23 protein-coding genes are annotated in these 26995 nt (G+C 53.5%); 18 read left to right on the top strand and 5 right to left on the bottom strand.

Going from position 1 to position 26995, the window contains the following annotated elements:
- Positions 1-60: 60 nt before the first annotated feature.
- The 8 genes from ACUHMQ_RS00540 (at position 61) to ACUHMQ_RS00505 (ending at position 6931) form a co-directional block, all read left to right on the top strand.
- Positions 61-990 carry a glycosyltransferase family 2 protein gene (locus tag ACUHMQ_RS00540; protein WP_445293482.1) on the top strand — a complete coding sequence of 310 codons (930 nt, stop codon included), beginning with the start codon at positions 61-63 and terminating at the stop codon, positions 988-990.
- A 53-nt stretch (positions 991-1043) separates the two neighbouring features.
- Entirely contained in the window at positions 1044-2309 is a 1266-nt protein-coding gene (locus ACUHMQ_RS00535; protein WP_445293481.1) for a glycosyltransferase family 61 protein, read from the top strand.
- Between the two features lie 214 nt (positions 2310-2523).
- A complete protein-coding gene (locus tag ACUHMQ_RS00530) occupies positions 2524-2934 on the top strand; it encodes a sugar 3,4-ketoisomerase (RefSeq protein WP_445293480.1) in 411 nt (136 codons plus the stop codon).
- Positions 2931-3383: an acyltransferase gene (locus ACUHMQ_RS00525; protein WP_445293479.1), complete on the top strand. Its 453-nt coding sequence runs from the start codon at positions 2931-2933 to the stop codon at positions 3381-3383. Before ACUHMQ_RS00530 ends, ACUHMQ_RS00525 begins: the two co-directional genes overlap by 4 nt.
- 19 nt (positions 3384-3402) lie before the next feature.
- Positions 3403-4500: a DegT/DnrJ/EryC1/StrS family aminotransferase gene (locus ACUHMQ_RS00520; protein ID WP_445293478.1), complete on the top strand. Its 1098-nt coding sequence runs from the start codon at positions 3403-3405 to the stop codon at positions 4498-4500.
- A 26-nt stretch (positions 4501-4526) separates the two neighbouring features.
- Positions 4527-5669 carry a homoserine O-succinyltransferase MetX gene (gene metX / locus ACUHMQ_RS00515; protein WP_445293477.1) on the top strand — a complete coding sequence of 381 codons (1143 nt, stop codon included), beginning with the start codon at positions 4527-4529 and terminating at the stop codon, positions 5667-5669.
- Positions 5666-6262: a methionine biosynthesis protein MetW gene (gene metW, locus ACUHMQ_RS00510; RefSeq protein ID WP_445293476.1), complete on the top strand. Its 597-nt coding sequence runs from the start codon at positions 5666-5668 to the stop codon at positions 6260-6262. Before metX ends, metW begins: the two co-directional genes overlap by 4 nt.
- Before the next feature lie 48 nt (positions 6263-6310).
- Positions 6311-6931 (top strand): 2OG-Fe(II) oxygenase, encoded by a 621-nt coding sequence (locus ACUHMQ_RS00505; protein ID WP_445293475.1) that lies wholly within the window; start codon positions 6311-6313, stop codon positions 6929-6931.
- 442 nt (positions 6932-7373) lie between these two features.
- Here the strand turns inward: ACUHMQ_RS00505 and ACUHMQ_RS00500 are convergent, their stop codons facing one another.
- Entirely contained in the window at positions 7374-7904 is a 531-nt protein-coding gene (locus tag ACUHMQ_RS00500) for a TIGR00645 family protein (protein WP_445293474.1), read from the bottom strand.
- 318 nt (positions 7905-8222) lie between these two features.
- Between ACUHMQ_RS00500 and ACUHMQ_RS00495 the strand changes: the two genes are divergently transcribed.
- Both ACUHMQ_RS00495 and ACUHMQ_RS00490 read left to right on the top strand, forming a co-directional pair.
- Complete coding sequence (locus tag ACUHMQ_RS00495) at positions 8223-13778, top strand: PAS domain S-box protein (protein ID WP_445293473.1); 5556 nt, start codon at positions 8223-8225, stop codon at positions 13776-13778.
- Positions 13775-14731, top strand: coding sequence for a diguanylate cyclase domain-containing protein (locus ACUHMQ_RS00490; RefSeq protein ID WP_445293472.1), 957 nt, complete (start codon positions 13775-13777; stop codon positions 14729-14731). The genes ACUHMQ_RS00495 and ACUHMQ_RS00490 overlap by 4 nt, the downstream gene beginning before the upstream one ends.
- A gap of 65 nt (positions 14732-14796) precedes the next feature.
- Here the strand turns inward: ACUHMQ_RS00490 and ACUHMQ_RS00485 are convergent, their stop codons facing one another.
- The gene (locus ACUHMQ_RS00485; protein ID WP_445293471.1) at positions 14797-15144 is read right to left on the bottom strand and encodes a winged helix-turn-helix transcriptional regulator; all 348 of its coding nucleotides are present in this window, start codon (positions 15142-15144) and stop codon (positions 14797-14799) included.
- 97 nt (positions 15145-15241) lie between these two features.
- On the opposite strand from ACUHMQ_RS00485, the gene ACUHMQ_RS00480 reads away from it, so the two are divergent.
- On the top strand, positions 15242-15721 hold the full coding sequence (locus ACUHMQ_RS00480) for a YybH family protein (protein WP_445293470.1): 480 nt from the start codon (positions 15242-15244) through the stop codon (positions 15719-15721).
- 78 nt (positions 15722-15799) lie between these two features.
- On the opposite strand, the gene glnA is transcribed toward ACUHMQ_RS00480, so the two are convergent.
- Positions 15800-17209, bottom strand: a complete 1410-nt coding sequence (gene glnA, locus ACUHMQ_RS00475; RefSeq protein ID WP_445293469.1) for a type I glutamate--ammonia ligase — start codon at positions 17207-17209, stop codon at positions 15800-15802.
- A 306-nt stretch (positions 17210-17515) separates the two neighbouring features.
- On the opposite strand from glnA, the gene ACUHMQ_RS00470 reads away from it, so the two are divergent.
- Both ACUHMQ_RS00470 and aroE read left to right on the top strand, forming a co-directional pair.
- Complete coding sequence (locus tag ACUHMQ_RS00470) at positions 17516-17968, top strand: rhodanese-like domain-containing protein (RefSeq protein WP_445293468.1); 453 nt, start codon at positions 17516-17518, stop codon at positions 17966-17968.
- 226 nt (positions 17969-18194) lie between these two features.
- Positions 18195-19007 (top strand): shikimate dehydrogenase, encoded by an 813-nt coding sequence (gene aroE / locus ACUHMQ_RS00465; RefSeq protein ID WP_445293467.1) that lies wholly within the window; start codon positions 18195-18197, stop codon positions 19005-19007.
- A 99-nt stretch (positions 19008-19106) separates the two neighbouring features.
- On the opposite strand, the gene ACUHMQ_RS00460 is transcribed toward aroE, so the two are convergent.
- Positions 19107-19694: a nucleotidyltransferase family protein gene (locus ACUHMQ_RS00460; RefSeq protein ID WP_445293466.1), complete on the bottom strand. Its 588-nt coding sequence runs from the start codon at positions 19692-19694 to the stop codon at positions 19107-19109.
- A gap of 104 nt (positions 19695-19798) precedes the next feature.
- Between ACUHMQ_RS00460 and ACUHMQ_RS00455 the strand changes: the two genes are divergently transcribed.
- From ACUHMQ_RS00455 to ACUHMQ_RS00435, 5 genes are all read left to right on the top strand, one after another.
- Positions 19799-20776 carry a DUF1853 family protein gene (locus ACUHMQ_RS00455; protein ID WP_445293465.1) on the top strand — a complete coding sequence of 326 codons (978 nt, stop codon included), beginning with the start codon at positions 19799-19801 and terminating at the stop codon, positions 20774-20776.
- A 231-nt stretch (positions 20777-21007) separates the two neighbouring features.
- Positions 21008-23098, top strand: a complete 2091-nt coding sequence (locus ACUHMQ_RS00450; RefSeq protein WP_445293464.1) for a M3 family metallopeptidase — start codon at positions 21008-21010, stop codon at positions 23096-23098.
- 120 nt (positions 23099-23218) lie between these two features.
- Complete coding sequence (gene pap, locus ACUHMQ_RS00445) at positions 23219-24694, top strand: polyphosphate:AMP phosphotransferase (protein WP_445293463.1); 1476 nt, start codon at positions 23219-23221, stop codon at positions 24692-24694.
- Between the two features lie 32 nt (positions 24695-24726).
- A complete protein-coding gene (locus ACUHMQ_RS00440; RefSeq protein WP_445293462.1) occupies positions 24727-25980 on the top strand; it encodes a TIGR03862 family flavoprotein in 1254 nt (417 codons plus the stop codon).
- Positions 25981-26015: 35 nt separating this feature from the next.
- On the top strand, positions 26016-26609 hold the full coding sequence (locus ACUHMQ_RS00435) for a flavin reductase family protein (protein WP_445293461.1): 594 nt from the start codon (positions 26016-26018) through the stop codon (positions 26607-26609).
- 4 nt (positions 26610-26613) lie between these two features.
- On the opposite strand, the gene ACUHMQ_RS00430 is transcribed toward ACUHMQ_RS00435, so the two are convergent.
- Positions 26614-26829 carry a hypothetical protein gene (locus ACUHMQ_RS00430; protein ID WP_445293460.1) on the bottom strand — a complete coding sequence of 72 codons (216 nt, stop codon included), beginning with the start codon at positions 26827-26829 and terminating at the stop codon, positions 26614-26616.
- Between the last annotated feature and the right edge of the window lie 166 nt (positions 26830-26995).

Below are 26995 nucleotides of genomic sequence, written 5' to 3'. Positions count from 1 at the left end.
CTGTAATGCAATACTCACCAAGCAAGTTCGAATTTTGATAAACGCAGGAATTTCTCGTACATGACTCAACCGCGGGTTGCATTTCTCTTATTGGCTTACAACCAAGCAGGATTAGTGAAAGAGTCCGCCTTGGCTGCATTGGCGCAAGACTCGGAACCCCTGGATATCGTGTTCTCCGACGACGCTTCAACTGACGACACATTCGCCGTACTGCAGGCTGTAGCCACCACCTATAAAGGACCACATCGTCTTACTGTCCGCCGCAATGAGAAAAACCTTGGGATCGGTGAGCATTGGAATACCTTGATCGCCGCGAGTTCCTGTGATTTGCTGATTGCATCCGCAGGCGATGATATCTCTCTACCTAATCGAGCCCGCAGTCTAATTGAAGCTTGGGAGAATACTCAGCAACGTGCTGACCTGATCACCAGCCAATGTATTCATATGTATTACGACGGTCGTTTGGGACCACAGATTCACACAGATAAGCTTGATGGCATGACACCAACTGAGTGGCTAGCAAAACAACCACATATAGTTGGTGCGACACATGCATTCACCCGACGATTGCATCAGCACTTTGGACCTTTCATCCCGGGAATGGTGAATGAAGATCAGGTCACCGTATTCAGGGCCCTCTGCCTTGGCGGGGCAATCACCTTGGATAAAGCGCTCGTGCACTACCGAGAGGGTGGAATTTCCAGCAAACCACAACGCTTAACCATGGATGAAAAACGACGCTGGAAAAATAAAAAGCTTCGCCTGGAAATTATCGAAGCCCAGCAAGTACTGCACGATGCTCGCATAGCTGGCCATGAGGCATTAGTACAAGCCTGTTATCAAATCCCTCTACGTAGAAAAACCTTCTTATTGGACTTGAACAACCAGAGTAGTCTTTTATCTTTGCTAAGAACAGCAGCACAGCATTCCGGACTTCCATGGTACTGGCGATACCAGAAGGCGATTGCCGCCGCCTTTGGCCGTTATTAGACTGCTTTCAATTACTGCAGCAAGTAATATATTTATATTAAATGAATTATTGAATGCCAAAAGATACTCTCAACATCCATTCATTGAAGAACCAGCTTTTAGCTAGGGTCATGCGCTTTGCACTGCATTGCAACGAAACCCAGAAACGTTTTATCAAACTTCTCTTTCTGCTGGCAAACAGGAAAATTCGCGTAATAGCAACAATTACTTGGCTGGATGAGCTTACTGGTGTCAAAAAGATACCATTGCTCGCCGCTTCATCTGGCATGGCATATGGCCCATACCGCCATGGAGCCCAACGTCAGGAGGTTGTGCCTGTCCAGCTGCCTGCTGTATACGCCTATTTTTTCCAACGCGTTTGTATTGAGGCAGATTCCTCTTCAATACTAACAAGTACAGGTCAAGTAATCATTGAGCGGCCATTGGGTCCTAACCTAGCTTCTTATATCTATGAAGCTGGAAACCTGGTTAGTCATAACAAGCAAGTTGCTAAAGTCCGTATAGGGAGAATTGATTACATCGACAAGGGGATATTTCTTGCTGGAAATGGCGCAGCCAACTATTACCACTGGCTAGTAGAAATACTACCAAAATTGATTTTCCTTGACCTGATACCTCAAGAATATAAAGACCATCCTTTATTAATAAGTGCTGAAGCCCTTAATTTCCCGAGTTTTCAACAGAGCCTGGCGTTATTTTCTCAGAAAAAAAGTATTACTTTTCTGGATCCTAAACACAGCTATGTCATCACAGAATTAATCTACATAAACTCTGCCAACATCCTGCCATTCAATCTGGAAGAAGGCATTAATCTAGAAGCTGGGGATTTCTTTATTAACCCGACGACGATAGAAGCCTTAAGAAACACAGCAGTAGCCAGCTTGCAAACTCAAGCTGCCAATCCCGGTGTAGGAAGAAGGGTTTTTCTATGCCGCAAAGGGAATCGCAGGAACTACAATCAGGATGAAGTTTTTTCTATTCTAGCCGGCTTCGGGTTTGAAAAGGTTTTTACTGAGGAGCTTAGCTTCCCAGAGCAAGTAGCGCTTATGCAAAGCGCTGAGGTTATTGCAGGACCAACAGGTGCAGCTTGGTCAAACATCCTATTCTGCCAGGAAGGCACGAAAGCACTCTGCTGGATGGCTGAGGAATATGCTGACTTTTCAGCTTTCTCTACACTAGCTAAAATTAGCGGCGTAGATATGCGATACCTTACTTTTCATACCGGGGCAAAATCAAGTCATGACCTTTATCATAGAAACTACACTATTGATGGCGCCCACATTCGAGAAGCATTAATTAACTTTGATTTAAACTCTTAGAAGCTGCTCAAAGTCTCATAAGCTAAAGCAAGACAAGGCAGAAATGACCTAGGAAGCGGAGTTTACGAATGGTAAATGAGCGTTCTGAGGGTGTGTTCAATGCCGTATTTGCTGACACACAGCAGACTTTGAACAGGTTCTTAGTCTTCTGGCGGTTAACATGGGACAGTATCTTACCCACGCCCTAATCTAGTTTTCAGCCCAATATACCAAATTGAACATCAAACTCTTACCACTTCAAAAACACGGCGATGATCGCGGCTCACTGATTGCGCTAGAGGAGGGCAGAAATGTCCCCTTTACTGTACGTCGGGTGTATTACATGTTCGAAACCAAGGAAGGGGTTCGGCGTGGCTTTCATGCGCACAAGAACCTTAAGCAATTGGTTATCGCCGTCCGTGGCAGCTGCCGTTTCCTGCTCGATGATGGCAACGAACAAATTGAGCTTTTTCTGGACAATCCCGCACAAGGTCTATTGCTTGAGGCGATGGTCTGGCGAGAAATGTATGACTTTTCCGAGGACTGTGTGCTGATGGTACTGGCAGACTCACTCTACGATGAGAGCGACTACGTCCGTGATAAGGCCGAGTTCCTGGCAATGACAAAGCCGGCAAACCAATTATGATTCACCCGCTTAGCGATGTTCAAACTCAAGCCATCGGTGAAGGCACCCGCATATGGCAGTATGTGGTCATTCTTGCTGGTGCTCGCATCGGGCAAGACTCAAACATCTGCGCACATTGTCTGATCGAGAACGATGTCGTCGTCGGTGACCGTGTCACGGTGAAGTCTGGCGTACAGCTATGGGATGGTATAACGCTGGAAGACGATGTCTTTGTAGGACCTAATGCCACATTCAGCAATGACCCATTCCCTCGCTCCCGCCAATATCCGGAGAGCTTTCCCCGTACTCTGGTACAGAGAGGCGCCTCAATCGGTGCAAATGCGACGATCCTCCCCGGCATCACTATCGGTGAAGAAGCCATGGTAGGTGCGGGAAGCGTTGTCACCCGTGATGTACCGCCTCGTTCGGTAGTCATCGGCAACCCGGCCCGTGTAGTGCGAACTTTGTAATTTTTTAGTAAGTATTGTTATGTCCATTCCTTTCCTCGACATCAAATCCATCAACCAACGCCAATCCGACGCATTGAAGGCCGCCTTTGCCCGTGTGCTCGACTCTGGTTGGTATATCCTGGGTGCGGAAGTAAAGCGGTTTGAAGCAGATTTTGCGGCTTACTGTGGCAGTCAGCATGCGGTGGGCGTAAGCAACGGTTTGGATGCCTTGCATTTGATCTTAAGGGCGTACGGCATTGGTGCAGGAGATGAAGTAATCGTCCCATCCAATACTTACATCGCCAGCTGGCTGGCCGTAACCTATGCAGGAGCGACTCCTGTACCGGTCGAACCCATCGAAGCCACCTATAATCTTGACCCTGCTTTGATTGAAGCCGCAATCACGCCCCGTACCAAGGCGATCATGGCCGTGCATCTGTACGGCCAACCTGCCGATATGGACCCCATCATGGCAATTGCGGCAAAGCATGGCCTGAAGGTGATTGAAGATGCCGCACAAGCGCATGGTGCTTATTACAAGGGCCGGAGGGTAGGCAAACTGGGCGACGCAGCCGGATTCAGCTTCTACCCGGGCAAAAACCTGGGCGCATTGGGTGATGCCGGCGCCATTACCACCAATGACGCAACGCTGGACGAGCAGGTTCGCGTCTTGCTCAATTACGGGTCGCGAACCAAGTATGTGAACGAGGTAAAAGGCTTCAACTGCCGCCTGGATGAGTTGCAAGCCGCTTTGTTGGGCGTCAAATTGCCCTTCATGGATACGGATAACGCAAGACGGCGCGACATTGCCAGCCAGTATATGGCTGGATTAGCTGGCCTCCCGATTGCGCTCCCGGTTGTCCCTGATAGCATGGAGCCCGTCTGGCATCTCTTTGTCATCCGACATCCAAATCGCGATCGCTTACAGGCGAAACTCACTGAGCTGGGTATTGGCACTGTCATCCATTACCCAACGCCACCACACTTGCAGCCAGCCTACGCAGAGCTCGGATTTACTGCCGGCAGCCTACCCATCGCCGAGCGGATCCATGCTGAAGTATTGAGCCTACCCATCGGCCCAACTATGAGCGACGCTGATGTACAAACTGTTATCGCTGCGGTAAAGCAAGCATTGTGACGTTGGCTGCTGTAACGTAGCACTCCATGAACCAAGACGCTCGCTCCCTCAACCTCGTTACCGCCCAATGTGCTGTTTTTGATGACCCCTTCCCACTACAAGGGGGGGCTGTCCTGCCTGGTTTCCAGCTGATGTATGAAACCTACGGCACCCTCAATGCGAACAGATCAAATGCCGTGCTGATTTGCCACGCGTTGTCGGGTAACCATCATGTGGCAGGCCGCTATGCCGAAGATGACAAATACCCAGGCTGGTGGGACACCATGGTCGGCCCCGGCAAACCGATTGATACCAATCGTTTCTTCGTGGTGGGCTTGAATAATCTGGGCGGCTGTCATGGCTCAACCGGGCCGGTCAGCATCAACCCGGCAACAGGCAAGCCTTGGGGAGCAGTATTTCCTGTCGTCGTGGTCAATGATTGGGTGCAATCGCAGGCCAAACTCGCTGACAGGCTCGGCATCGATAAATGGGCTGCAGTGATTGGCGGCAGCCTCGGTGGCATGCAGGCATTACGTTGGACAGTCACCTTCCCACATCGCGTACGGCATTGTATCAACATCGCCTCGGCCCCCAAGCTCACGGCACAGAACATTGCCTTTAACGATGTTGCCCGTAATGCCATTCTTACGGACCCGGAATTTTATGGTGGGGACTACTACCAACATGGTGTGGTACCGCGTCGTGGTCTACGGCTGGCGCGGATGCTGGGCCATATCACCTACCTTTCGAATGAAGGCATGGGAGGTAAGTTCGGGCGCCAGTTGAAAAGTGATGGGTACCAGTTCAGCTACGAAACCGAATTCGAGATTGAAAGCTATCTGCGCTACCAGGGCGATCGCTTTGCCGACGTCTTCGATGCCAACACTTATTTATTGATGACCAAAGCGTTGGACTACTTCGACCCTGCCCGCCACTTTGGTGGCAGCCTTTCTGCCGCGCTGGCCGCTACCGATGCCAAATTTCTGGTGATCAGCTTCACTACCGACTGGCGCTTTTCGCCAGAACGTTCGCGTGAAACGGTCAAAGCCCTGCTTGATGCGAAGAAATCTGTCAGTTATGCGGAAATTGAATCAGTTCACGGCCATGATGCCTTCCTGATGACTGACGAGCCCTATATGCAACTGATGCATGCCTACCTTAATCGTGTAGCGGATGAGGTGCACGCATGAATACCATCAGCGAACTCCGGCCAGACCTTGCGCGCATCGCAAGCTGGATCGCCCCAGGTACCCGCGTCCTGGACCTTGGCTGCGGCGATGGCGAGCTACTGGCACACCTGCATACCAATAAGCAGGCAAGTGGCTACGGCATCGAAATCGATATGGCGGGAGTAATTGGCTGCACCACACGCGGTGTAAACGTCATCCAGCGCGACCTCGAATCAGGCTTGGCGGGCTTTGAGGCCAACAGCTTTGACTATGTCGTACTCTCACTGACCATTCAGTCGATGAAGCATGTAGAGGCCATCATCGACGAAATGCTGCGTGTTGGTCGGACTGGGATCGTCACCTTTCCCAACTTCGGCTACTGGGAAAACCGATATCAATTGGCGCTTGGCCGCATGCCAGTCTCCGAGACCATTCCCTACCAGTGGTACAACACACCCAATATTCACCTATGTACCTTGAATGACTTTGACGCCCTTCTGGCCAAGCATGGTGCGCGTATTACCAGCCAGATCGTGATGCATCAAGGACGCCGCATTACCTTCCTGCCCAATCTACTTGGCAGCCTGGCGTTGGTTCGCTTCGAACGACAGTAACAAAGCAACCTGTAGCAGCTGTTTGTTTTTCTAATTGATCTCTACACCATGACTGAACTCACTCACCGCCTGCCAGCCATTATCGATGCGCTTGCTGAACAAGGATGGGTTGTGGTGGACGGATTCCTGACACCCGCCCAGATCACCGCTTTGAGAGTCGAGGGTGAGCGACGTTACGCTGCCGGAGAATTTCACCGTGCCGGTATCGGCCGGGCTACCCAACAACAGATTCGGGATGATATCCGGAGCGATGCGGTACGCTGGCTGGACCCGATCGACCGCCAACCCGCCGAGTTACCATACTGGGCAAATATTGAAGCCTTGCAGACCGAGCTGAACCGCAGTTTGTATCTGGGAATTCATGAGGGCGAATTTCATTATGCTCATTACCCTGCCGGGGGCTTTTACCAACGCCATCTCGATCGGTTCCGCGATAATTCTGCGCGCGTGATTTCCTGCGTGTTCTATCTGAACGAAGACTGGCAGGACACAGATGGCGGTCACCTGCGCTTATGGCTTGATGCCGAAGGCCAAGCGGAATACCGGGATATCGCCCCTCAGGCTGGACGCCTGGTGCTGTTCACTTCAGAGCGCTTCTGGCACGCAGTCCAACCTGCAACACGCCCTCGTTGGTCGGTAACAGGTTGGTTACGCCGCGCAGAAGTTTGAAACAAAAAGAACATCCTCCCGTCTATTCCTACTTGGCACCTATTTGCTGCCCATCGTGGCTGAGATGAGGTGTTCAAATACAGCAGCGCTCAAGGCCAAATGCACGCTCAGCAAGCGCGCCATATTGTCAGCTGCGCCTTTGCAGAACATTCCGAGTAACAAACTGACCTTTCCCCAAACTTGTCGAAAGTGTCTAGGTCCTTAGCACCTGTTTACGGTCTATCACGAGCAGCTGCCAGCAGGGCGCAGAAGCATATAAGCCCTGATCACAGCTGCGCAGTAAGATCGTAAATAGGCTCTTAGAACCTATCTAAAGTCTCGCGAGCTAGAGCAAGACAAGACGAAAACAGCCGAGGAAGCGGAGCTTACGCGTGGTAAATGAGCATTCCGAGGGTGTTTTCAACGCCGTATTGCTGACGCACAGCAGACTTTAGACAGATTCTTAGTGTCCCTTAGGCTGCATCAACCTATCAGTAAACGCCATGACCACTGCCGAGATAAGGAAAGTGCAATGGATCAGCACCTGCCACATGACATTACTGTGGTAGTCCGCAGGATGAGTGACATTTGGAAGGCTCAATCCGATGAAAGTCTTGAGCAAATGAATAGAGGAAATACTGATCAACGCAAGCGCCAACTTGGTTTTGAGCACACCCGCATTCACATGCGAAAGCCATTCGGGCCGATCTTCGTGTTTTTCCAAGGAATCAATCTTGGATACGAAGGTCTCGTAGCCACCAATCACAACCATGATCAGCAGATTGGCGATCATCACAACATCGATCAAGCCCAGTACGATCAGCATGATCGCCGTCTCATCCATACTGTTGGCGGCAGTAACCAGATGCATGAGCTCGCGCATAAACTTAAATACATACACAGCCTGCGCAACGATCAGGCCCAGGTACAGCGGTGCTTGCAGCCAACGGCTTGCAAAAATGAACGATTCCATACGGGAAACAACAGGTTTCATAGTGTTCCTTGGACTATGTATTACGAGAGAACACGCAAGTATCCATATACAGCCCATCAGCGCAAGTTAGACAGTACGGCAATCATTCTCTCTCAACTTATGGGTATCAACGCGTCAATGTCTTAGAACCTGCCCCAGATCTATCACGAACTGCTGTCAGCGGAGTGCAGAGCAGCACAGTAAACCCTGATCACTGCCGCACAGTAAGATCGTGAACAGGTTCCTTTCCAACGCCGTAACGCCTTCGCTCGACAAACCTTGCACAGATTCCAGGCGTACTTTCTTCCCAAGCAGGACCAGACCAACGATATGACTTCTATGTCCCCATTCCGCATGCAGTGGCTTTTGGTACTGCTATGCCTGCTGCTGCTGGGCATAAGCATGGGTGCCGGACTCTACCTGGACAAACAAGCAGTTGAAAGCCGCGCAGGCGCACGTCTACAGAATCAGGCAAGGGTAATCGCCCAGAATATGGACGCCCAACTGCATACCACTGATAAGCTGTTAAAAGACCTCAGCATTCGGCTCTCCCAAATGAAAGACGGGGCAGACTGGTCGCATATCGGTTTGTACTTGCCCATCCTGGCCAACGCACAACCAGGCATCCATAACATTTCAGTGCTGGACCGTAATGGCATAGTCAAGGCAACCAGCAGTCCAAAACTCATGGGCAGAGAACTTGCCAGCTATTCGTATTTCTCTGTTCCACGCCGCGAACGCAATACCAATAACCTATACGTTTCCCCACCGTTTCGTAGCGACAGCGGTTATAGCTATGCACTTAGCCTGTCGCGAATCATATCGGGACCACAAGGCGAGTTTAATGGTGTGGTCATGGCGACACTGGACCGTCACTACTTCCAAACATTGATGTCATCGGTGCTCTTCACATCCGATATGTGGAGCGCCATAGCACATGGTGATGGCCTCATCTTCCTGATGACACCGTCCCAGAAAACCAGCCTGCTAGGGAAGAACCTTGCAGTACCGAGCAGCCTCTTCACGCTTCATCGCAACCGAGGCAAACAAGAGTCTTTGATGAGCGGAAAACTTTATATGACTGGCGAGTGGCGGCAGGTCGCCCAGTACACTGTCTCGCCACCCGATTTACAGATGAACAAACCGCTGGTTATCGCGGTAAGCCATCTCCAGTCGACCATACTGATGCCCTGGTATGACAGCTTACGATCACAAGTACTGTTGTATCTGCTGCTTACCTGCTTGATGGTGGGAAGCCTGATCCTGCTTCAACGCCGTCGCCGCCAATTCACTAACCTCAGGGCAAATCATCGCCGTATTCTCGACATTGCCAATGAAGGGGTGATTTATTTCGATGCCGCGGGTAGAACCAGCTACATCAACGCAGCAGCTAAAAAGCTGACCGGATGGACAGAGGATAGTCTCGATAAGGAGAGCCTCTTTACCCGACTCGAACAATCAGGGCAGCCAACTCTGACGCAGTTGTTACGCCCAGAACCCTACGAAGGAGAAATCCGCGAACTACCGGACACATGGTTACCGGTAGCGATGGGTAAACGTCTGCCGGTCAGCATCAGTTGTACCGCCAATCAGGGGGCAGCACATACCTATAGCTGGGTCATGGTATTTCGAGATATCAGCATACAGAAACAAGCCGCCGATACCCTGCAGCAAAGTGCAGCGCGCTTACAGCTGGCAACCGAGGCTGCCGGTGTAGCCGTATGGGAGTATGACCTGATCACCCGCGAGTCGCAGTGGGATGAAAACATGTACCAGCTATACGGCCTGCCCAAAGATCCCGCATATGCAAACTATGCAATGTGGGAACGATTGGTTCCACCTGAAGACGTTGCCGAAGCCGAAGCCGCCCTGGCGTCTGCCATCGCGGGCAAACACCCCTTTAATGCCACCTTCCGGATGAAGCGTTACAACGATGGTCAATTGCGCATTGTGCAATCGCATGGGCAACTGATCATGGATGAACAAGGTCAACCCGTACGAATGGTGGGCACCAATGAAGATGTCACAGAAGAACGCAAAGCCGCCGATCTGCTACGGGAAGCGGAAGAACGTTTCCGGTCCTCCTTCGATGGCGCTGCCATCGGCATGGCATTGGTCAGCAGAGAGGGTTGCATCATTCAGTCCAACCAAGCGCTGGCTGATATCGTTGGCTACAGCATCGAGGAAATTAGTCATCTCACTTTCTGCAGCATTACCCACCATGACGATCTGCCAGCCAATCAAGCATTGCTGGAAGATATCCTGAACGGTAAACGCGGCAGTCATCATCTGGACAACCGCTACATCTGTAAGAACGGTGAGTTGGTCTGGGTGAAACTATCCGCATCCGCAGTACGCGACAGGGCTGACGAGGTGCTCTACTTCGTGGTCCAGATTCAAGATATCACCCAACAGAAACTGGCGGCAGAAGAAGTACAACGTGAGCGCGACCTGTTTGCCGGTGGGCCGGTACTGGTACGCATCTGGCAACCAAGTACCGGTTGGCCTATTGAATACGTATCCCGCAATGCGGTCACTGTGCTGGGTTATGCCACAGATGAAATCACCGCGGAGGGATTTCGATTTGCCACGCTCCTGCACCCAGAGGAAGCCGAACAAGTACAGTCCGCCATCACGCAATTTGTTGCCAGTAACCAGAGCCATATCGAACTGAGTTATCGCCTCCGTTGTAAGGATGGCAGCTATCGATGGTTTTATGACTTCAATACCGCGGATCGTGATGACTTGGGCAACCTGCTCGGCCTGCGTGGCTATATGCTCGACCAGTCCAGTATCAAAGATGTTGAGCAGGCTCTTGCGACAAAGCGAGAACGCCTGGATGCCATCCTCGCCGGCACCAGTGCCGGAACGTGGGAATGGCATGTTCCAAGCGGGGATGTTGTCATCAATGATCGCTGGTCCGAGATCCTTGGCTACAACAAAGATGAGCCGTCCCCGCTCAATATAGATATCTGGAAGGCGTTGATTCACCCCGAAGACCTGCCATTAGCGGAAGAGCAGTTGAATCTGCATTTCAATGGCGTTCAGCCCGACTACGAATGCGAAATGCGCATGCGCCACAAGAATGGCGCATGGATCTGGGTACTGGCCCGCGGTAAGGTCAACCGCTGGACAACCACTGCGCGTCCACTGCAGATGTCAGGCACCCATATGGACATTACAACGCGTAAACAGGCTGAAGAAGCCCTACGCAGTACCAGTGGCCTGTTGCGCAGCGTGCTCGATTCGGCCACCGAAATCTCCATCATCGCAACCGACCCTCATGGTCTGATCACGATCTTCAATCGGGGCGCTGAACGCCTGCTTGGTTACCGCGCTGATGAGATGATTGGTCTACGTACACCCGCTACCCTCCACCTACCGGAAGAAATCGCTCAACACAGCCTGCAATTACAAGCCGAATTCGGTAAAGAAATTTCCGGTTTTGATGTCTTCACCTGCAAGGCGGAGAGGGATGGCGTCGAACAAATGGACTGGACCTATGTACGCAAGGATGGCAGCCATTTCACAATGACGCTGATCATCACCACTATACGTTCAGCCAATGGAGAGTTGCTGGGCTATCTGGGAATTGGTCGCGATGTAACGCAGGCCAGGGAATACGAAAGCACGCTCAAGGAAGCAAAACGGCAGGCTGAGCTCGCCAGTACCGCAAAAAGCCAGTTCCTGGCCAATATGAGTCATGAGATCCGCACTCCCATGAACGCCATACTCGGTATGGTGCAGTTACTGCAGCGCACAGAATTGACCGTGCAACAGCAAGACTACGCGGGCAAGACACTATCGGCAGCCCAATCGTTGCTTGGCATTCTGAATGACATACTCGACTTTTCAAAAGTTGAAGCCGGCAAGATTGTCTTGGAAAACCAACCTTTCCGACCGGACAAACTGATGCGGGACTTGTCGGTCATTCTGGCAGCCGGTGCAAGCAGCAATGCCGTCGAAGTTCTGTTTTCCATCGACGCGAGTTTGCCATCGCTATTGATGGGCGACGCACTGCGGCTGCAACAGGTACTGATTAATCTTGCTGGCAATGCGGTCAAGTTCACCCAGCAGGGCGAAGTAGTGGTGTCACTCGACTGCCTTTCCTTGCAGGCTGACCAGGCTGAAATACTCTTTACTATCAGAGACACAGGCATCGGCATTGCCAAAGAGGCACTACAGCACATCTTTGAAGGGTTCACACAGGCCGAGGCTTCTACTACCCGACGGTTTGGCGGAACCGGCCTTGGCTTAGCGATCTGTCAGCGCCTGGTCAAACTTATGGGCGGCACACTCGCTGTCGAAAGCACCCCCGGTGTAGGCAGCCGTTTCTACTTCACGCTTAAACTGAACGTTGGCAGAGTGATGGTCAACGATAGCCTTTTACCCCTCGTACACAGACTTTCCGGCAATGAAAACGGAATGCGGGTACTGATCGTGGACGACAGCACAACAGCCCGCGAAGTTCTTTCGGACATGGTTCATATCCTGGGCTGGCAAGTGGACACGGCAAGCAGTGGTAGAGAAGCCCTGAGCCTCCTGCAACACAACGATGCGGATACCGCTCCCTACGATGTGGTCTTCATGGATTGGAAGATGCCGGATATGGATGGCTGGGAAACCGCCCGTCACATTCGCCTGCTGCAACAAGGCAAGCAAGAGCCTGCGGTCATCATGGTCAGCGCATATGGCCGCGACATATTGGCCGACAAGATACAGCTGTATCCTTCTACGCTAGACGGATTCCTGGTCAAACCTGTCACAGCCTCCATGCTGCTTGATGCGGTAGTCAATGCGACGGCAGGCGAGATTCAGTCCCAACAACGTAGTAGCCAACCGGGACTGCACCGTCTGCAAGGGTTGCGCCTGCTCGTTGTGGAAGACAACCTGATGAATCAACAGGTAGCGCAAGAACTACTATCTGCAGAAGGCGCTTATGTGGAAGTAGCCAGCGGCGGCTTGGCCGGCGTAGCACGCGCCACCAGCGCCCAGCCACCTTTCGATGCCGTGCTGATGGACATTCAGATGCCAGATATGGATGGCTACGCAGCAACCCGCGAGATACGTCTCAAGCCAAACACTCGCACCTTACCCATCATCGCTATGACGGCAAATGCCATGGCCTCGGACAAGGTAGCCTGCATTGCAGCAGGGATGAACGACCACATCGGCAAGCCCATCCACCTTGATTCGGTTGTCAGTACCCTGCTTCATCATTGCGACCGTCCACAGATCGCAGCCATTGCGCCAGGCAGCACACGCCTTATCAATCCATCGATCTCCACCCTGGCTGCTGAGCTCGATATAGAACCGGATGTCGCCTTGCAACGATTAAGCGGCAATCAGGACCTATTTGTGCGCATGATTCATTCCTTCAACCATGATGCCGCAGTCATGGTCAATGAACTGCAAGCGCATCTTCAGCACGCCACACTGGTTGAAGCAGGTCGCCTGTTGCATACGCTGAAAGGCTTGGCCGGTACGGTTGGCGCCAGGGGGTTAGCAGGTTTCATCGCCCAGGCCGAGCAACAGTTGCGCCAACCACGCGACGCTGCTGCAAATGCAGATATGATTATCACGCTCGCCAAATTGATCGAACAAAACAGCCGAGCGCTGACACAGATTGCCGACAAATTAGCAGCAGAGATACCATCCCATCCTGTTGTTGCAGATAAAGCCCTGGACAAACCAGCCTTTGAAGCATCGCTCACCGAACTGGAGTCCTTGCTGAAGGATGGCAATATGCGTGCTACCGATGTCTTTTCTGAACTGCAGCAAACGTTTGGCCCGATACTCACCGAGCATCTGCAGCCACTCGACGAGGCGATGTACCGTCTCGACTTCAAACTGGCATTGGAAAAATGCCGTAACTTACGCTCGGTAATCGCATGAGCAATGCCTCAGACACACATCGCACAAACCCGTTGCTTGATGCGCCAGAAGACCGGCCCTGTTTATTGTTGGTCGATGATCAGGCCATCAATATCCAGACGATGTACCAGATCTTCCATAACGACCACGAGGTCTTCATGGCAACAAGTGGTACCCAGGCATTGGAGTTTTGCCAGAACAAGCAGCCGGATTTGATTCTGCTCGATGTGATCATGCCCGACCTGGATGGTTACGAGGTCTGTCGGCAGCTCAAGCAAGACCCGCTGACGCAGGATATTCCCGTTATCTTCGTCACTGCGCAGGACAATCCGACCGATGAGGAAAAAGGGCTTGATGCGGGTGCAGTCGACTTTATCAGCAAGCCCGTCAACCCCAAGGTGGTACGGGCCCGAGTACGTACCCACCTTACGTTGAAACGCCAATCCGATCTGCTTCGCTCACTCGCTTTTGTCGACGGCCTGACTGGCGTCGCCAACCGGCGTAATTTTGATGAGACACTGGCATCTGAATGGCGCCGCAGCTTACGCTCCGGTCAGACGTTATCGTTGATTATTCTCGATATCGATTTCTTCAAGCGTTACAACGACCATTATGGTCATCAAGCCGGTGACCTTTGCCTTCGTGCCGTCGCAAATGCACTGCGCAAGTGCATCAACCGTTCCCACGACCTCGTCGCGCGGTATGGTGGCGAGGAATTCGTTTGCATCCTGCCCGAAACCCCGTTGTCTGGCGCCGAAACCATGGCACATGAGATGGAATTGGCCGTTCGCCAACTAGGTATCGCACATGCCCGATCCGATATCGCCGACGTTGTCACCATCAGCCTGGGTGTCGCCTCTGCGCCCAATCCACGGGATGAAGGCCCGGAAAAGCTGATTTCCACTGCAGATAACCTGCTCTATGCCGCAAAACAGGCGGGGCGAGGACAATACAAGACCGGAAGTGTTGTCTAGCCCTGTCTACAAAGTACCTTCAGGTACTCGGATTGATCACTAGCCAACCGTAGTTTCAATGCAGGCTACTGCATTGAGTCGTTTGGCGTTTCCGACTCCCACTTATTGGCGAGAACCACCAACTGATCGACCACACCGTGGATCGCCGTTCCCTTAGCTGTCAGTGAATAAGTTACCTGCGGGGGAATGGTTGCCACCACCTCGCGGTGAAGCAGCGTCCCCATTTCCAACTCCCGCAGACGCTCTGTCAAGGTCTTGGTCGAAATAGGGTCCAGCCTGCGTTTGAGCTCACCAAACCGTTGCGCGCCTTCTGCTCCCAAAACCCAGATGATATGGGCTGACCACTTGGCGAATAACAAATGCATCACCCCATCGACCGGGCAATGGGGCTGTTCTGTGCGAATTTCTTTCATAGTAGTTACCAAAAGGAACCTACTTTATTTAGTAAAGCAAAGTATGCATCATTACATCCGACACAACAAACCTGTCTGCTTTATGAAGGAATTCAATATGTTACGCATTCACCTGCAAGGTCGGATCAGTTCCAAACAACCCACCATGGCATCTACCCAAACCGTCCCGGGAAGAACCCTCAAGCGGCTATTGATGGGGGCGATGCTTGCCTCAAGTACCGTTTATGCAGCAGAAATGCCAGCCACCGTGGAAGATGTGCATCGCCTTTTCGCACAGTACCTGACTGAAGGAAATAAGGAAGGATTAGGTAGCCTGTTTGAACCAAAAGCCATATTCATTGCAGCAGATGGTTCGCGAGTCGAAGGACGGGACAACGTGGTTAAGGCGCTTTCCGCCTATATGGGTGCCACCTTACCCATCAAAACCCTGGCTCGAAGCATCTATATCAATGGCGATCTGGCGATGACCCGCAGCCACTGGAAACTCGGAGAGCAAGAGGGTGTTGCCTTGGAAACACTGCGCTATGACAAACAGGCCGGCTGGCGCTATGTGATTGATAACCCGCATGGCAAATAATGGATCACGCAATAACCCAAAAATAAAAACCGCGCCAACCGTATTGCTGGCGCGGTTCTCTTGCTACTCAGACACGGCTCAAAGCGAGTAGTACATATCGAATTCAACCGGATGCGTCGTCATACGGATCTTGTTGACGTCGTTCATCTTCAGTTCGATGTAGGAATCAATCCATTCATTGGTGAACACGCCTCCACGGGTCAGGAACTCGCGGTCTTTATCCAACGCATCCAACGCTTCATCCAACGAAGCGCAAACGGTCGGGATCAGCTTATCTTCTTCCGGCGGCAGGTCGTACAGATTCTTATCGGCTGGGTCGCCAGGGTGGATCTTGTTCTGCACACCATCGAGACCCGCCATCAAGAGCGCCGAGAAAGCCAAGTACGGATTGGCCAGTGGATCGGGGAAGCGGGCTTCAATACGACGTCCCTTATCCGATTGCACGTGGGGAATGCGGATTGATGCCGAACGGTTACGGGCAGAGTAAGCCAGCTTTACCGGGGCTTCATAGTGCGGAACCAGACGTTTGTAAGAGTTAGTGCCCGGATTCGTGATCGCGTTCAACGCTTTGGCATGCTTGATGATGCCGCCGATGTAATAGATGGCGAATTCCGAAAGACCGGCATAGCCATTACCTGCGAACAGATTCTTGCCATCTTTCCAGACAGACTGGTGCACATGCATGCCCGAACCATTGTCGCCAACGATCGGCTTAGGCATGAAGGTCGCCGTCTTGCCGTACTGGTGCGCCACATTGTGCACCACGTACTTCAGGATCTGGGTCCAGTCAGCGCGCTGGGTCAGGGTGCTGAACTTGGTGCCGATCTCATTTTGGCCCGCGTTGGCCACTTCATGGTGGAACACTTCGACTGGCACGCCCAGCTCTTCCAGCACCACCACCATGGCGGCGCGGATATCCTGGTGGCTATCGACGGGAGGCACAGGGAAGTAGCCACCCTTCACGCGTGGACGATGGCCGCTGTTGCCGCCCTCAGTCGCGCTGTTGGAAGCCCAGGCGCCTTCGTCCGAAGAAATCTTCAGGAAGCAGCCGGTCATATCGACGTTCCACTGCACGCCGTCGAAAATAAAGAATTCAGGTTCCGGGCCAAAATAGGCGGTATCACCAAGGCCGGATGCCTTCAGATAAGCCTCGGCGCGCTTGGCGATGGAACGTGGGTCGCGATCGTAACCCTTGCCAGTGTCAGGTTCGATGACATCGCAGGTCATGAACAGGGTAGGCTCATCAAAGAACGGGTCGATATTGGCCGTTGCCGGGTCCGGCATCAGTAACATGTCGGAGGCTTGAATGCCTTTCCAGCCGGTAATGGAAGACCCATCGAAAGCATGGCCATTGCTGAACCACTCTTCGTTAACAACATGAGACGGCACGGTAACGTGCTGTTCCTTGCCGATGGTGTCGGTAAAACGCAGATCGACGAAACGGATGTCGTTTTCTTTAATTTGTTTCAGAACGTCGGCGACCGCCATGCTCATAACTCCTGTGGATGACCTGTGTGACCGGCCATCAATCCGGGCCGGCGGGGAATCAAATTGTAGAGAGTCGTCGCGCACTTTGCAGTCGCTCAATGCGCGCTCGGCCCATGCATAGCAGGAAGTATGCCATTGCTCTCACCCCTAGCAATTACGCCCTATAGCGATATATTGCAGCGGTGGAGAGCACCATTCTAGTGCAACAGGGAATTCATTGCTCCATTTCGGAGCATGGGTGCTGTGGCGGGCGTTCTTTGCCATAATCTCTGTATCAACTATCCCAATCTCTGGTGGAGGATTCCCATGAGCCAACAGAACGAAATCCTGCAGCGTGCCCACGAGCGCGCTGAACAACTTGGCCTGCCTTACTCGGGTGCGCTCATGCCTGATGAAGCGCATGCTTTGTTGGCCAGCATGCCTGCAGCACGCCTTATTGACGTCCGCACCCATGCTGAATGGCAATTCGTTGGTACACCGGAAAATGCGATCAAGATCGAATGGAAGTGCTGGCCCGGTATGACACCGAACCCCAACTTCCTGGAGCAGCTTAAACACCAAGTAGACAAGGAACAGGCCTTGTTCTTTCTATGCCGTACCGGGGCACGTTCGCACGACGCGGCAACCATGGCAGCATCCCACGGCTTTAGTGAGTGCTACAACGTACTGGAAGGCTTTGAAGGCGAACATAACCCGGCTGGACAACGTGGCCAGGTCAATGGCTGGAAAGGGCGCGGCTTACCCTGGTCGCAAGGCTGAAAGCCGTAAGAATCTGCCTACGATCTTACTGCGCAGCTGTGATCAGGACTTATGTGCTGCTCTGTTCACTGCTCGCAGCAGATCGTAAACAGATTCTAAAAAATCAAGGCTCCTGCTAGTTGCGATACTGGCGATTAGCAGAAGCCTCATGGTATCCCTGAGAGCTGAATCTCTGTTTTTCCCTTTCACGTTAGCCCCCCTTCAGCCCGTTCCTGTTAGAAGACTCATGACCGACCGTTACGTAGTCATCGGCAACCCCGTTGCCCATAGCAAATCCCCACTTATTCACGCAGCCTTCGCTACACAGACCCAACAAAAGATCGTCTATGAACGGCTGGAAGCGCCAATCGATGGTTTTATCGACAGTACTGCCGAATTCCTGGCGATGGGAGGTAGTGGTTGTAACGTGACTGTGCCATTCAAAGAAGAGGCTTTCCGGTTTGCAAATACGCTGACTGAACGTGCCGAGCTGGCCGGGGCAGTAAATACACTTTGGTTGGACGACGAAGGTGTGGTCGGGGACAACACCGATGGTGCAGGGCTTGTGCGAGACCTGCAACGCCATATCAAACTGGCTGGTTTGCGCATATTGCTGCTGGGTGCTGGGGGCGCAGCACGCGGTGTGTTGGGTCCTCTGTTGGCAGAAAAACCTGCGCAGCTGGTGATTGCCAATCGCTCTACCGACAAAGCCATAGCGTTGGCCAAACAGTTCACCAAGCTTGGCCCCGTTACCGGATGCGGCTTCGCTGAGTTACCCAACCAGCCGTTTGATCTCATCATCAACGCAACATCAGCGAGCCTGGCGGGCGAAGCGCTGGCATTGCCAGCGTCCATCTGGCAAGCCGATGGATTGGCTTACGACATGATGTACAGCAAGGCCGAGACCCCGTTCCTGCTGCAGGCAAATGCCGCAGGAGTAAGGCGTAGATTGGACGGTCTTGGCATGCTGGTTGAACAGGCAGCCGAAGCATTCTTTCTATGGCGCGGCGTCAGACCAGAAACAGAGGCCGTGCTGGCCGACTTGCGCACCAAGTTATAGGCTGCTCGCCAAACCGACTCATAACTAACTTGTTCAAAGTCTGTTACGAGCAGCACATAAGCCCTGATTACAGCTGCGCAGTAAGATCGCTAACAGGTGCTAAGTGGAAGCAGTGCTCTCCAACAACATCGCCTCCAACTGGCTTAAGCGGGCACGTTCCATCGGCTCAGTTGCGCCGCGTGCCCCCTGTCGCTCATCGTTTTCAGATCGCACACTCAAACGCACAAGGCTGCCATCCACATAAAAGGACAGAGTGGTATGGCCAGAAGGTGGCGACTCGACCCGGTAATCAATACCTTGATTCAGGCAACGGATCTCCACCGCCTTGGCATCGTCTGAATAGATCACCAGGTTGATATCAGAGTGGGGCCCGGCCAAGCCAGATAGCACCGAACCCACCAGATAGGGCTTGAACTCAGCGAACAACCGCATCGCTTCCAGCGCCCTTTGGCGTAACACTAACAATACGTGACTATGGTTGGGGGAAAAGATGTTGCGATATTCACGCAGTGCAGTTTCGATCTCATCATTGCCCGGCAGGTTTTTACCCTCGGGCAAACCCAGACGGCGAACCGCCTTACGCTTGGCAGTCCCGAAGTCATCGATATGCTCCTCGGCCATCAATTTGGCTGCCAGATGGATTATTTGCTCTCGTGCCCCACGAGGGGATCGGTCCCGGGTATGCATGCTGTCTCCTTAAAAGGGCTAGCGCAGGGATCGTGCGGAAAGTATAGGCCGCTAATAGCTAGCGTACCGCATACTCGTTCCAATTTCATGCACCTTATGGCGACGTGCAGCTTGTTTATCCAACCAGCTTGGCACAGGACCGTTACACTCCGTTTATCCTCCTAGATTCTCAGCTACCCTTGGCCCTGAACCCTGATCAACTTGCGGATTTGAACTGGCTGCTGTGCTCGCCCCCCTTATTGGCGAACAACGTGCTGCCCACCGGCGTTCAGCAGGGGAATGCAAAGTTAGGTGAGTCCTGGTGGCAACAGCTGCCCCATACGAATCTCAACGCCAATCTGCCGGCAACCGCAAATGGCTTTCGACTCGGCCGATACGCTGAAGCGCTATTACAAACCGCGCTGGGCAATTTACCAGGGCATCAGCTATTGGCCAGCCAGTTACCGGTACGCGACAACGGCATCAGCCTTGGCGAAATCGACTATTTGCTACGCCCACCACAAGGGCCGTTATTGCATATCGAACTGGCGGTAAAGTTCTTTATCGCCCTGCCGACTGATCATGGGCTGCGCTACGTAGGTCCTGGATTACGTGATGCGTTGAAGCTCAAGCTGGTCCGCTTGTTCCAGCACCAGCTACAGCTGGCCAACAGCCCAGCGGGCCAACTGGCGCTTGGTAACAATCTGCCTGTACAACCGATGACATGGTTGCGAGGGCGGATGTTTTATCGCGAGTTGGATACTGCTGCCCCAGCTTTCCTGGCGGCCGATCATCTACGCGGTTGGTGGCGATGCTGGGGAGAGGACATACCGAAACAACGTGCCGACAGCCTTTGGCGTAGCTTGAATAAACCAGACTGGCTGGGCTACCGGGCACTCGACAACCGCGCTTTGCCATTTACTGAATGGCAAGTCCAGACCGCCCACCACTTCAACCACCCGCATTGGCCATTACAAGTTGCCGAATATGCGCCGGAACACGAAGGGGGTCATGAGTTGACACGAGGTATGTTGTTACCTCCAATGTGGCCCAGCGAACCCATGCTTAAGAGCCTGTTGGCACGCATCCCATCACAATTCTGAGAATCTGTTCCCGACCTTGCTGCGCACCCGCGATCTGGGCACATGTGGTACTCAAAATCTTCATATACAAAAGTACATTCCGGTTTCTGCGCTGCGCTTCACCCTGCTGACAGCTGCTCGCGACAGATCGTAAACAGGTTTGCGGCTGGCAAACCATGTTTCACAACCACTCATACGAATTAGCAACACCCATTCATGCACCATCTGTATTGCGTATAAGTGCGGTTTAGAATGAACCTCCACCCTCCTCAACAACGGACACCAACCGCCATGCGAGATGTGCTGAACAGCAACCCGCTGCTGCAAACCTGGGATACCCCCTACAGCCTGCCTCCTTTCAACCGCGTGGCGGCCGAGCACTTCCAACCGGCATTTGAAGCCGTCATGCAAACCCATATGGCCGAGCTAGATGCCATCGCCTCAGAAACAGAACCACCAAGCTTCACCAATACACTGATTGCTTTCGACGCCTCTGGCCGCCACCTCAACCGGATTGATCTTCTATTCAAAAACCTGTGTTCAAGCGAAACATCACCTGCCCTGCAAGAAGTAGAGCTGGTAATCGCACCACGCCTGGCAGCCCATGAAAGCGCCATCTATATGCATGTGGGGCTGTTTCAGCGTATCGATGCTTTGTACCAGGACCGCGCCAATCTGAGCCTCGATGCTGAGCAACTCCGGCTGCTTGAGACGGTTCATCTTGATTTCGTCCGCGCCGGCGCACTACTTAAGGGGGAAGCCAAGTCCCGTTACGCCGCGGTTATGGCAGAACTGGCAGAGGCCTGCACCCAGTTCAGCCAGAATATCCTTGCCGATGAAGCCGCCTTCGCGCTTGAACTTCACTGTGAAGCAGATCTCGCAGGATTACCCGACTTTGTTCGCGCCGCAGCACGTAGCGCAGCCGCACAGCGGGAGCTACCTGCCGACAGCTATGTGATTACCCTCTCGCCCTCAATCGCAGAACCGTTCCTGACGTTCTCGGACCGGCAAGACCTGCGTGAGATTATCTGGCGTGAACGAATCAACCGTGGTGCGCATGCTGGTGAACACGACAATCGCCCACTGGCGGCTCGTATTGTCGTCCTACGCCAGGAACAGGCAGCGCTGCTTGGCTATGCAAACTATGCCGATTACGAGCTGGCCAATCGCATGGCGGGCAATACCTCAGCAGTGCTCAATCTGCTGGAACAGGCTTGGCAACCCGCACTGGAAAAAGCAGACGCCGACCGCGCCATACTGAACGAGAAGGCGCAGGAGCTTGGCTTAGCTACACCGTTTGCAGCATGGGACTGGCGCTATCTGGCTGAAAAGGTCCGCCAGCAACGCTATGACCTCGACGATGCCGAGATCAAGCCCTATTTCACGCTGGAGAACATGATCACTGCCATGTTCGACTGCGCTGGCCGCCTGTTTGGCCTCAAATTCATCGAGCAGCACAATATCCCGCTCCACCACCCGGATGCCCGATTGTGGTCGGTTTGGGATCGCAGCAATGCCTTTGTCGGTCTGTTCATAGGTGACAACTTCGCGCGCCCCAGCAAGCGCAGCGGTGCATGGATGAGCATCTTCCGCAGCCAATCCGGTATTGCTGGCGGCACCACGCCTATCGTCATCAATAACAACAACTTCGCCAAGGCTGAAACCACGCTCTTGAGCTTTGACGATGTACGCACCCTGTTTCATGAATTCGGCCATGGCTTGCATGGTTTGCTATCGCAGGTGCGGTATGAGCGGTTGGCAGGGACCCAGGTGTTACGTGACTTTGTCGAACTGCCCTCGCAGATCTTCGAAAATTGGGCCAAGGAAGAATCGGTACTGCGGCAACATGCCCGCCATTATCAAAGCGGTGCGGTGATTCCAACCGCGCTGCTGGACAAACTCAAAGCGGCCAGCCAATTCAACCAAGCATGGGCCACCGTACAGTATGTCGCCCCAGCGCTGATCGACATGGCTTTGCATTCCTTGCCCAATGGCACACCGGTGGACATCGCCACTTTCGAAGCTGAACAGCGCGAGCTACTGGGCGTACCCACGGACATCGGCCAGCGGCATTACCTGAGCCACTTCAGCCATTTGTTCTCCGGACCCTGGTATGCAGCAGGCTATTACGTCTACATGTGGGCAGAGGTGCTGGATGCTGATGGCTACAATGCCTTCCAGGAAGCTGGAGACCCGTTCGAGCCCGCCGTTGCCAACCGGCTGTTGCAACACATCTACAGCACAGGCAATAAGCAAGACCCGGCCGATGCCTACCGTGCCTTCCGCGGGGGTGACCCGAAAGTTGAACCGATGTTGAGGAAGCGTGGGTTGATTACTGCGTAAGCGCCTGTTCACGATCCGCCTGCGCAACTGCTCGCGACAGATCGTGGAGTCTCTTATGAACCTATTCGAAGCTTGCTGTGCATCAGCAATACAGCGTTGAAAACACCCTCGGAATGCTCCATGTTTGAAGCTGCCGAACTCGGTCATCAAGTTAGCAAAGCCGACTACAAGGCTCAGACACCAGCCCTGCGCGAAGCGTTGCTCGATGCCCAATACGCATTGCAGAATGAACCGTGCTTTTCGGTCGTGATACTGATCAATGGCGTGGATGCCGCAGGCAAGGGTGAAACAGTGAATCTGCTCAACGAGTGGATGGACCCGCGCCTGATCGATACTCACGCCTTTGGCGATATTTGTGGCGATGAAGAACAATATCCACCGATGTGGCGTTACTGGCGGGCTCTACCAGCCAAAGGGCGCATCGGCATCCTGTTCGGCTCCTGGTATTCCGATGCCGTCTTCACCCAATTTCAGGCAGACAAAGATACTGCCGCACTGCCTGCCCGGCTCGATGAGATCATCCGGTTCGAGACCATGCTGGCCGAAGAAGGAATAGTGCTGCTAAAGCTATGGTTTCATCTTGGCAAAAAAGCCCAGAAAACCAGGCTGACTGAGCTGGAAAAAGACCCACGAACCCGCTGGCGGGTTGGCGAGCGCGATTGGGAACACTGCAAACACTATGATGCCTACCGCCAGCTGGCAGAGACCGTGCTGATGCGCACCAGCACAGGCGCTGCGCCCTGGATGGTTGTCGAGGGCGAGAACGAACGTTACCGCAACCTTACCGTCGGCAAATTGCTGCTCGAAGCGCTGCAGCAAGGAATGGCTAAAGCGGCTCCCCATCACACCCCCAAATCACCTTTACTCACACCACGGGATGGTTTGCGGATACTCGACCGGCTTGTGTTGAACCAACCGCTGAGCAAAACCGACTACACCGACCAACTGGAAACGCTTCAAGGCAGGCTCAATACGCTTAGCCGGCACCCCAAGCTACGCGAACATGGTGTATTGGTGGTTTTCGAAGGAAACGATGCCGCAGGCAAGGGTGGAACGATCCGCCGGGTAACTGGCGCATTGGATGCTCGGCAGTATCACGTTCACCCGATTGCTGCCCCGACACAGGAGGAATTGGCCCAACCCTATCTCTGGCGGTTTTGGCGACGGCTGCCGCGGCAAGGAAGATTCGCAATTTTCGATCGGTCCTGGTATGGCAGGGTTCTGGTGGAACGGGTAGAGGGTTTCGCGGCAGAACCAGATTGGATGCGAGCCTATGCCGAAATCAATGACTTTGAGCAGCAACTGCATGATGCCGGCTATATCGTCGTCAAATTCTGGTTGGCGATCGATGCAGACGAACAGCTCAAGCGCTTTCAGGCACGAGAAGAGACTGGTTTCAAGCGATTCAAAATCACCGACGATGATTGGCGCAACCGTGAAAAGTGGCCGGCTTATCGTGAAGCGGTACACGATATGGTCGAACGGACCAGCACTCCCGCAGCCCCCTGGCTGCTAATCGAGGCAAACAACAAATACTACGCCCGCATCAAGGTCTTACGCTGCCTGTGCGAGGCAATCGAAGCACGGCTTAGGTAGAATCGCGCCCTTTGCCCACCGGCTAGACCCGCATGACTCATCCCTCCCAACAACACATCGCCATCATAGGCGGCGGCCCCGCTGGCTTGATGGCTGCGGAAGTCCTGGCCAATGCCGGCCACCGGGTCGATGTCTTTGATGCCATGCCATCGGTAGGGCGTAAATTCCTGCTGGCGGGCGTGGGGGGCATGAATATCACCCATTCCGAACCGCTCGCACCATTTCTGAGTCGCTACGCCGAGCGCGAAACCGATATCGCACACCTGCTGGCGGACTTTTCCCCCGCCGATCTGTGCGATTGGATTCATGGTTTGGGCATCCAGATCTTTGTCGGCAGCTCCGGCCGAGTCTTCCCTACCGATATGAAAGCCGCGCCGTTATTGCGTGCCTGGCTGCATCGCTTGAAATCCACCGGGGTACAATTGCACGTACGGCACCGCTGGCTGGGGTGGGATGCTACCGGAGCATTACGTTTCACCTCCCCTGCAGGAGAAACCACCTTACGCCCTGCGGCCACTGTGCTGGCTTTGGGTGGTGGGAGTTGGGCGCGACTCGGTTCCGACGGGAGTTGGCTGCCGTTGTTGGCAGAAAGAGGTATTGAAACCGCACCGCTGCAACCCAGCAATTGTGGCTTTGACGTTGGTTGGAGCACACACCTGCGCGAGAAATTTGCCGGCGCGCCATTAAAGTCGGTTGCATTGGCCGTCACTGACATCCATGGCCAGACTCAATATAAAGCTGGCGAATTCGTGATCAGCGAAACAGGTGTTGAAGGCAGTCTGATCTACGCCTTCGCTGCACGTGTCCGGCAGCTGATCACCACCCAAGGCACCGCCACCATACTGCTTGATCTATTACCCAACCACAGTGCCGAACGCGTATTGGCTGAAGTTACCCATCCACGGGGGTCGCGTTCACTATCCAGCCATCTGCAAAGCCGGCTTGGTTTGACAGGCGTCAAAGCCAGCCTGTTACGCGAATGCCTGGATAAAGATGATTTTCAGAATGCGGCAAAGCTGGCGGTCGCCATCAAAGCCCTGCCTATCGTCTTGAAAGCGCCACGGCCGATTGATGAAGCCATCAGTACCGCAGGTGGCGTACGCTTTGAAGCGCTCGATACTGGGTTGATGTTGAAAGCATTGCCGGGTGTGTTTTGCGCAGGCGAGATGCTGGACTGGGAAGCGCCAACCGGGGGTTACCTGTTGACGGCATGTTTTGCCAGCGGTCGAGCCGCAGGACTGGGCGTACAGCGCTGGCTTGCAGATGGAAAAACCGACCTCATATAAGATGCTTCTAATCGTTTTAATCAGCGAGACATCTAATGCGCCAAGCCGTCGACCTAAAAAAGGCCTACCGCCTGCTTAACCATGGCCCCACGGTACTGGTTTCCAGCGCTTATGGCGACCAACGTAATGTCATGGCAGCAGCTTGGAGCATGCCGCTTGATTTCGACCCGCCCAAGATCACTGTCGTCATCGACAAAAACACCCTGACCCGAGAACTGGTCGAAGCCAGTGGCGAGTTCGCCCTGAACATCCCCGCCCGGGCCCTTGCCGCAGTGACCGAAGCCGTTGGTAATCGCAGTGGTCGCGATGGCGACAAATTCGCCGAATTCAGCCTCACTACCTTCGAGGCGGAAAAGATCGGTGCACCTCTTCTGGATGGATGTGTGGGATGGCTGGAATGCAAGGTGATTGAAGAGCGGCGCAACCAGGACAAGTACGACCTGTTTATTGCGGAAGTCGTTGCAGCATGGGCAGACCCATGTGACTTCAGCAACGGCCACTGGCATTTCGAATCAGGCCGCCCACGTTCAATCCATTACGTTGCAGGTGGTACTTTCTTCGAAACCGGCGAGGCTTTCAGCGTGAAGGAAGTAAATCTCCCACCACCGGCTGCGGCATTCGTCGATTAATCAATCAGCTCACTCGAAGCCCCAACAGCGCGTAATACGGTACGTAACGTCTGCGCGGGCTCGGGCGAAAGTCCTGGTCAAGCGCGGTGATGGTTTCAGGACGGTCCAGACCGAGCTGCCGATGCACTTCCGCAGCCCACACCACACAACCAGGCGGCCAGCCATTTCGCTGATTCGCCTCCTCATTCGGCTTACGGTAATAGAGCCCCTCCTTTTGCATACCAGTAGCGCAGGATAAAGGGACAAATGCCGCCCTAGCACTCCAGTGCCACTACCATTTCCTCCTCCAGCCTCAGCGTCGCTAAGGCACGGGTCACGTACATCCTACATCCCGGTAGTGGTGCGTTTTGATAATTCCAACCGATCTGCCATCCAACCGACCCCGT

Source organism: Chitinimonas violaceus (assembly GCF_052601015.1).
The sequence above is the reverse complement of the archived record's forward strand: the minus strand, read 5'-3'. Positions and strand labels throughout refer to the sequence as shown.

Excerpts from the sequence above, each read along its gene's own strand:
- ACUHMQ_RS00460 (WP_445293466.1), bottom strand. The coding sequence starts at position 19,694 with ATGCATACCCGGGACCGATCCCCTCGTGGGGCACGAGAGCAAATAATC.
- aroE (WP_445293467.1), top strand. The coding sequence starts at position 18,195 with ATGACCGACCGTTACGTAGTCATCGGCAACCCCGTTGCCCATAGCAAA.
- ACUHMQ_RS00450 (WP_445293464.1), top strand. The coding sequence starts at position 21,008 with ATGAACCTCCACCCTCCTCAACAACGGACACCAACCGCCATGCGAGAT.
- ACUHMQ_RS00525 (WP_445293479.1), top strand. The coding sequence starts at position 2,931 with ATGATTCACCCGCTTAGCGATGTTCAAACTCAAGCCATCGGTGAAGGC.
- metW (WP_445293476.1), top strand. The coding sequence starts at position 5,666 with ATGAATACCATCAGCGAACTCCGGCCAGACCTTGCGCGCATCGCAAGC.
- glnA (WP_445293469.1), bottom strand. The coding sequence starts at position 17,209 with ATGGCGGTCGCCGACGTTCTGAAACAAATTAAAGAAAACGACATCCGT.
- ACUHMQ_RS00440 (WP_445293462.1), top strand. The coding sequence starts at position 24,727 with ATGACTCATCCCTCCCAACAACACATCGCCATCATAGGCGGCGGCCCC.
- ACUHMQ_RS00500 (WP_445293474.1), bottom strand. The coding sequence starts at position 7,904 with ATGAAACCTGTTGTTTCCCGTATGGAATCGTTCATTTTTGCAAGCCGT.
- ACUHMQ_RS00520 (WP_445293478.1), top strand. The coding sequence starts at position 3,403 with ATGTCCATTCCTTTCCTCGACATCAAATCCATCAACCAACGCCAATCC.
- ACUHMQ_RS00470 (WP_445293468.1), top strand. The coding sequence starts at position 17,516 with ATGAGCCAACAGAACGAAATCCTGCAGCGTGCCCACGAGCGCGCTGAA.
- metX (WP_445293477.1), top strand. The coding sequence starts at position 4,527 with ATGAACCAAGACGCTCGCTCCCTCAACCTCGTTACCGCCCAATGTGCT.
- ACUHMQ_RS00540 (WP_445293482.1), top strand. The coding sequence starts at position 61 with ATGACTCAACCGCGGGTTGCATTTCTCTTATTGGCTTACAACCAAGCA.
- ACUHMQ_RS00535 (WP_445293481.1), top strand. The coding sequence starts at position 1,044 with ATGCCAAAAGATACTCTCAACATCCATTCATTGAAGAACCAGCTTTTA.
- ACUHMQ_RS00430 (WP_445293460.1), bottom strand. The coding sequence starts at position 26,829 with ATGCAAAAGGAGGGGCTCTATTACCGTAAGCCGAATGAGGAGGCGAAT.
- ACUHMQ_RS00490 (WP_445293472.1), top strand. The coding sequence starts at position 13,775 with ATGAGCAATGCCTCAGACACACATCGCACAAACCCGTTGCTTGATGCG.
- ACUHMQ_RS00505 (WP_445293475.1), top strand. The coding sequence starts at position 6,311 with ATGACTGAACTCACTCACCGCCTGCCAGCCATTATCGATGCGCTTGCT.
- ACUHMQ_RS00435 (WP_445293461.1), top strand. The coding sequence starts at position 26,016 with ATGCGCCAAGCCGTCGACCTAAAAAAGGCCTACCGCCTGCTTAACCAT.
- ACUHMQ_RS00495 (WP_445293473.1), top strand. The coding sequence starts at position 8,223 with ATGTCCCCATTCCGCATGCAGTGGCTTTTGGTACTGCTATGCCTGCTG.
- pap (WP_445293463.1), top strand. The coding sequence starts at position 23,219 with ATGTTTGAAGCTGCCGAACTCGGTCATCAAGTTAGCAAAGCCGACTAC.
- ACUHMQ_RS00480 (WP_445293470.1), top strand. The coding sequence starts at position 15,242 with ATGTTACGCATTCACCTGCAAGGTCGGATCAGTTCCAAACAACCCACC.
- ACUHMQ_RS00485 (WP_445293471.1), bottom strand. The coding sequence starts at position 15,144 with ATGAAAGAAATTCGCACAGAACAGCCCCATTGCCCGGTCGATGGGGTG.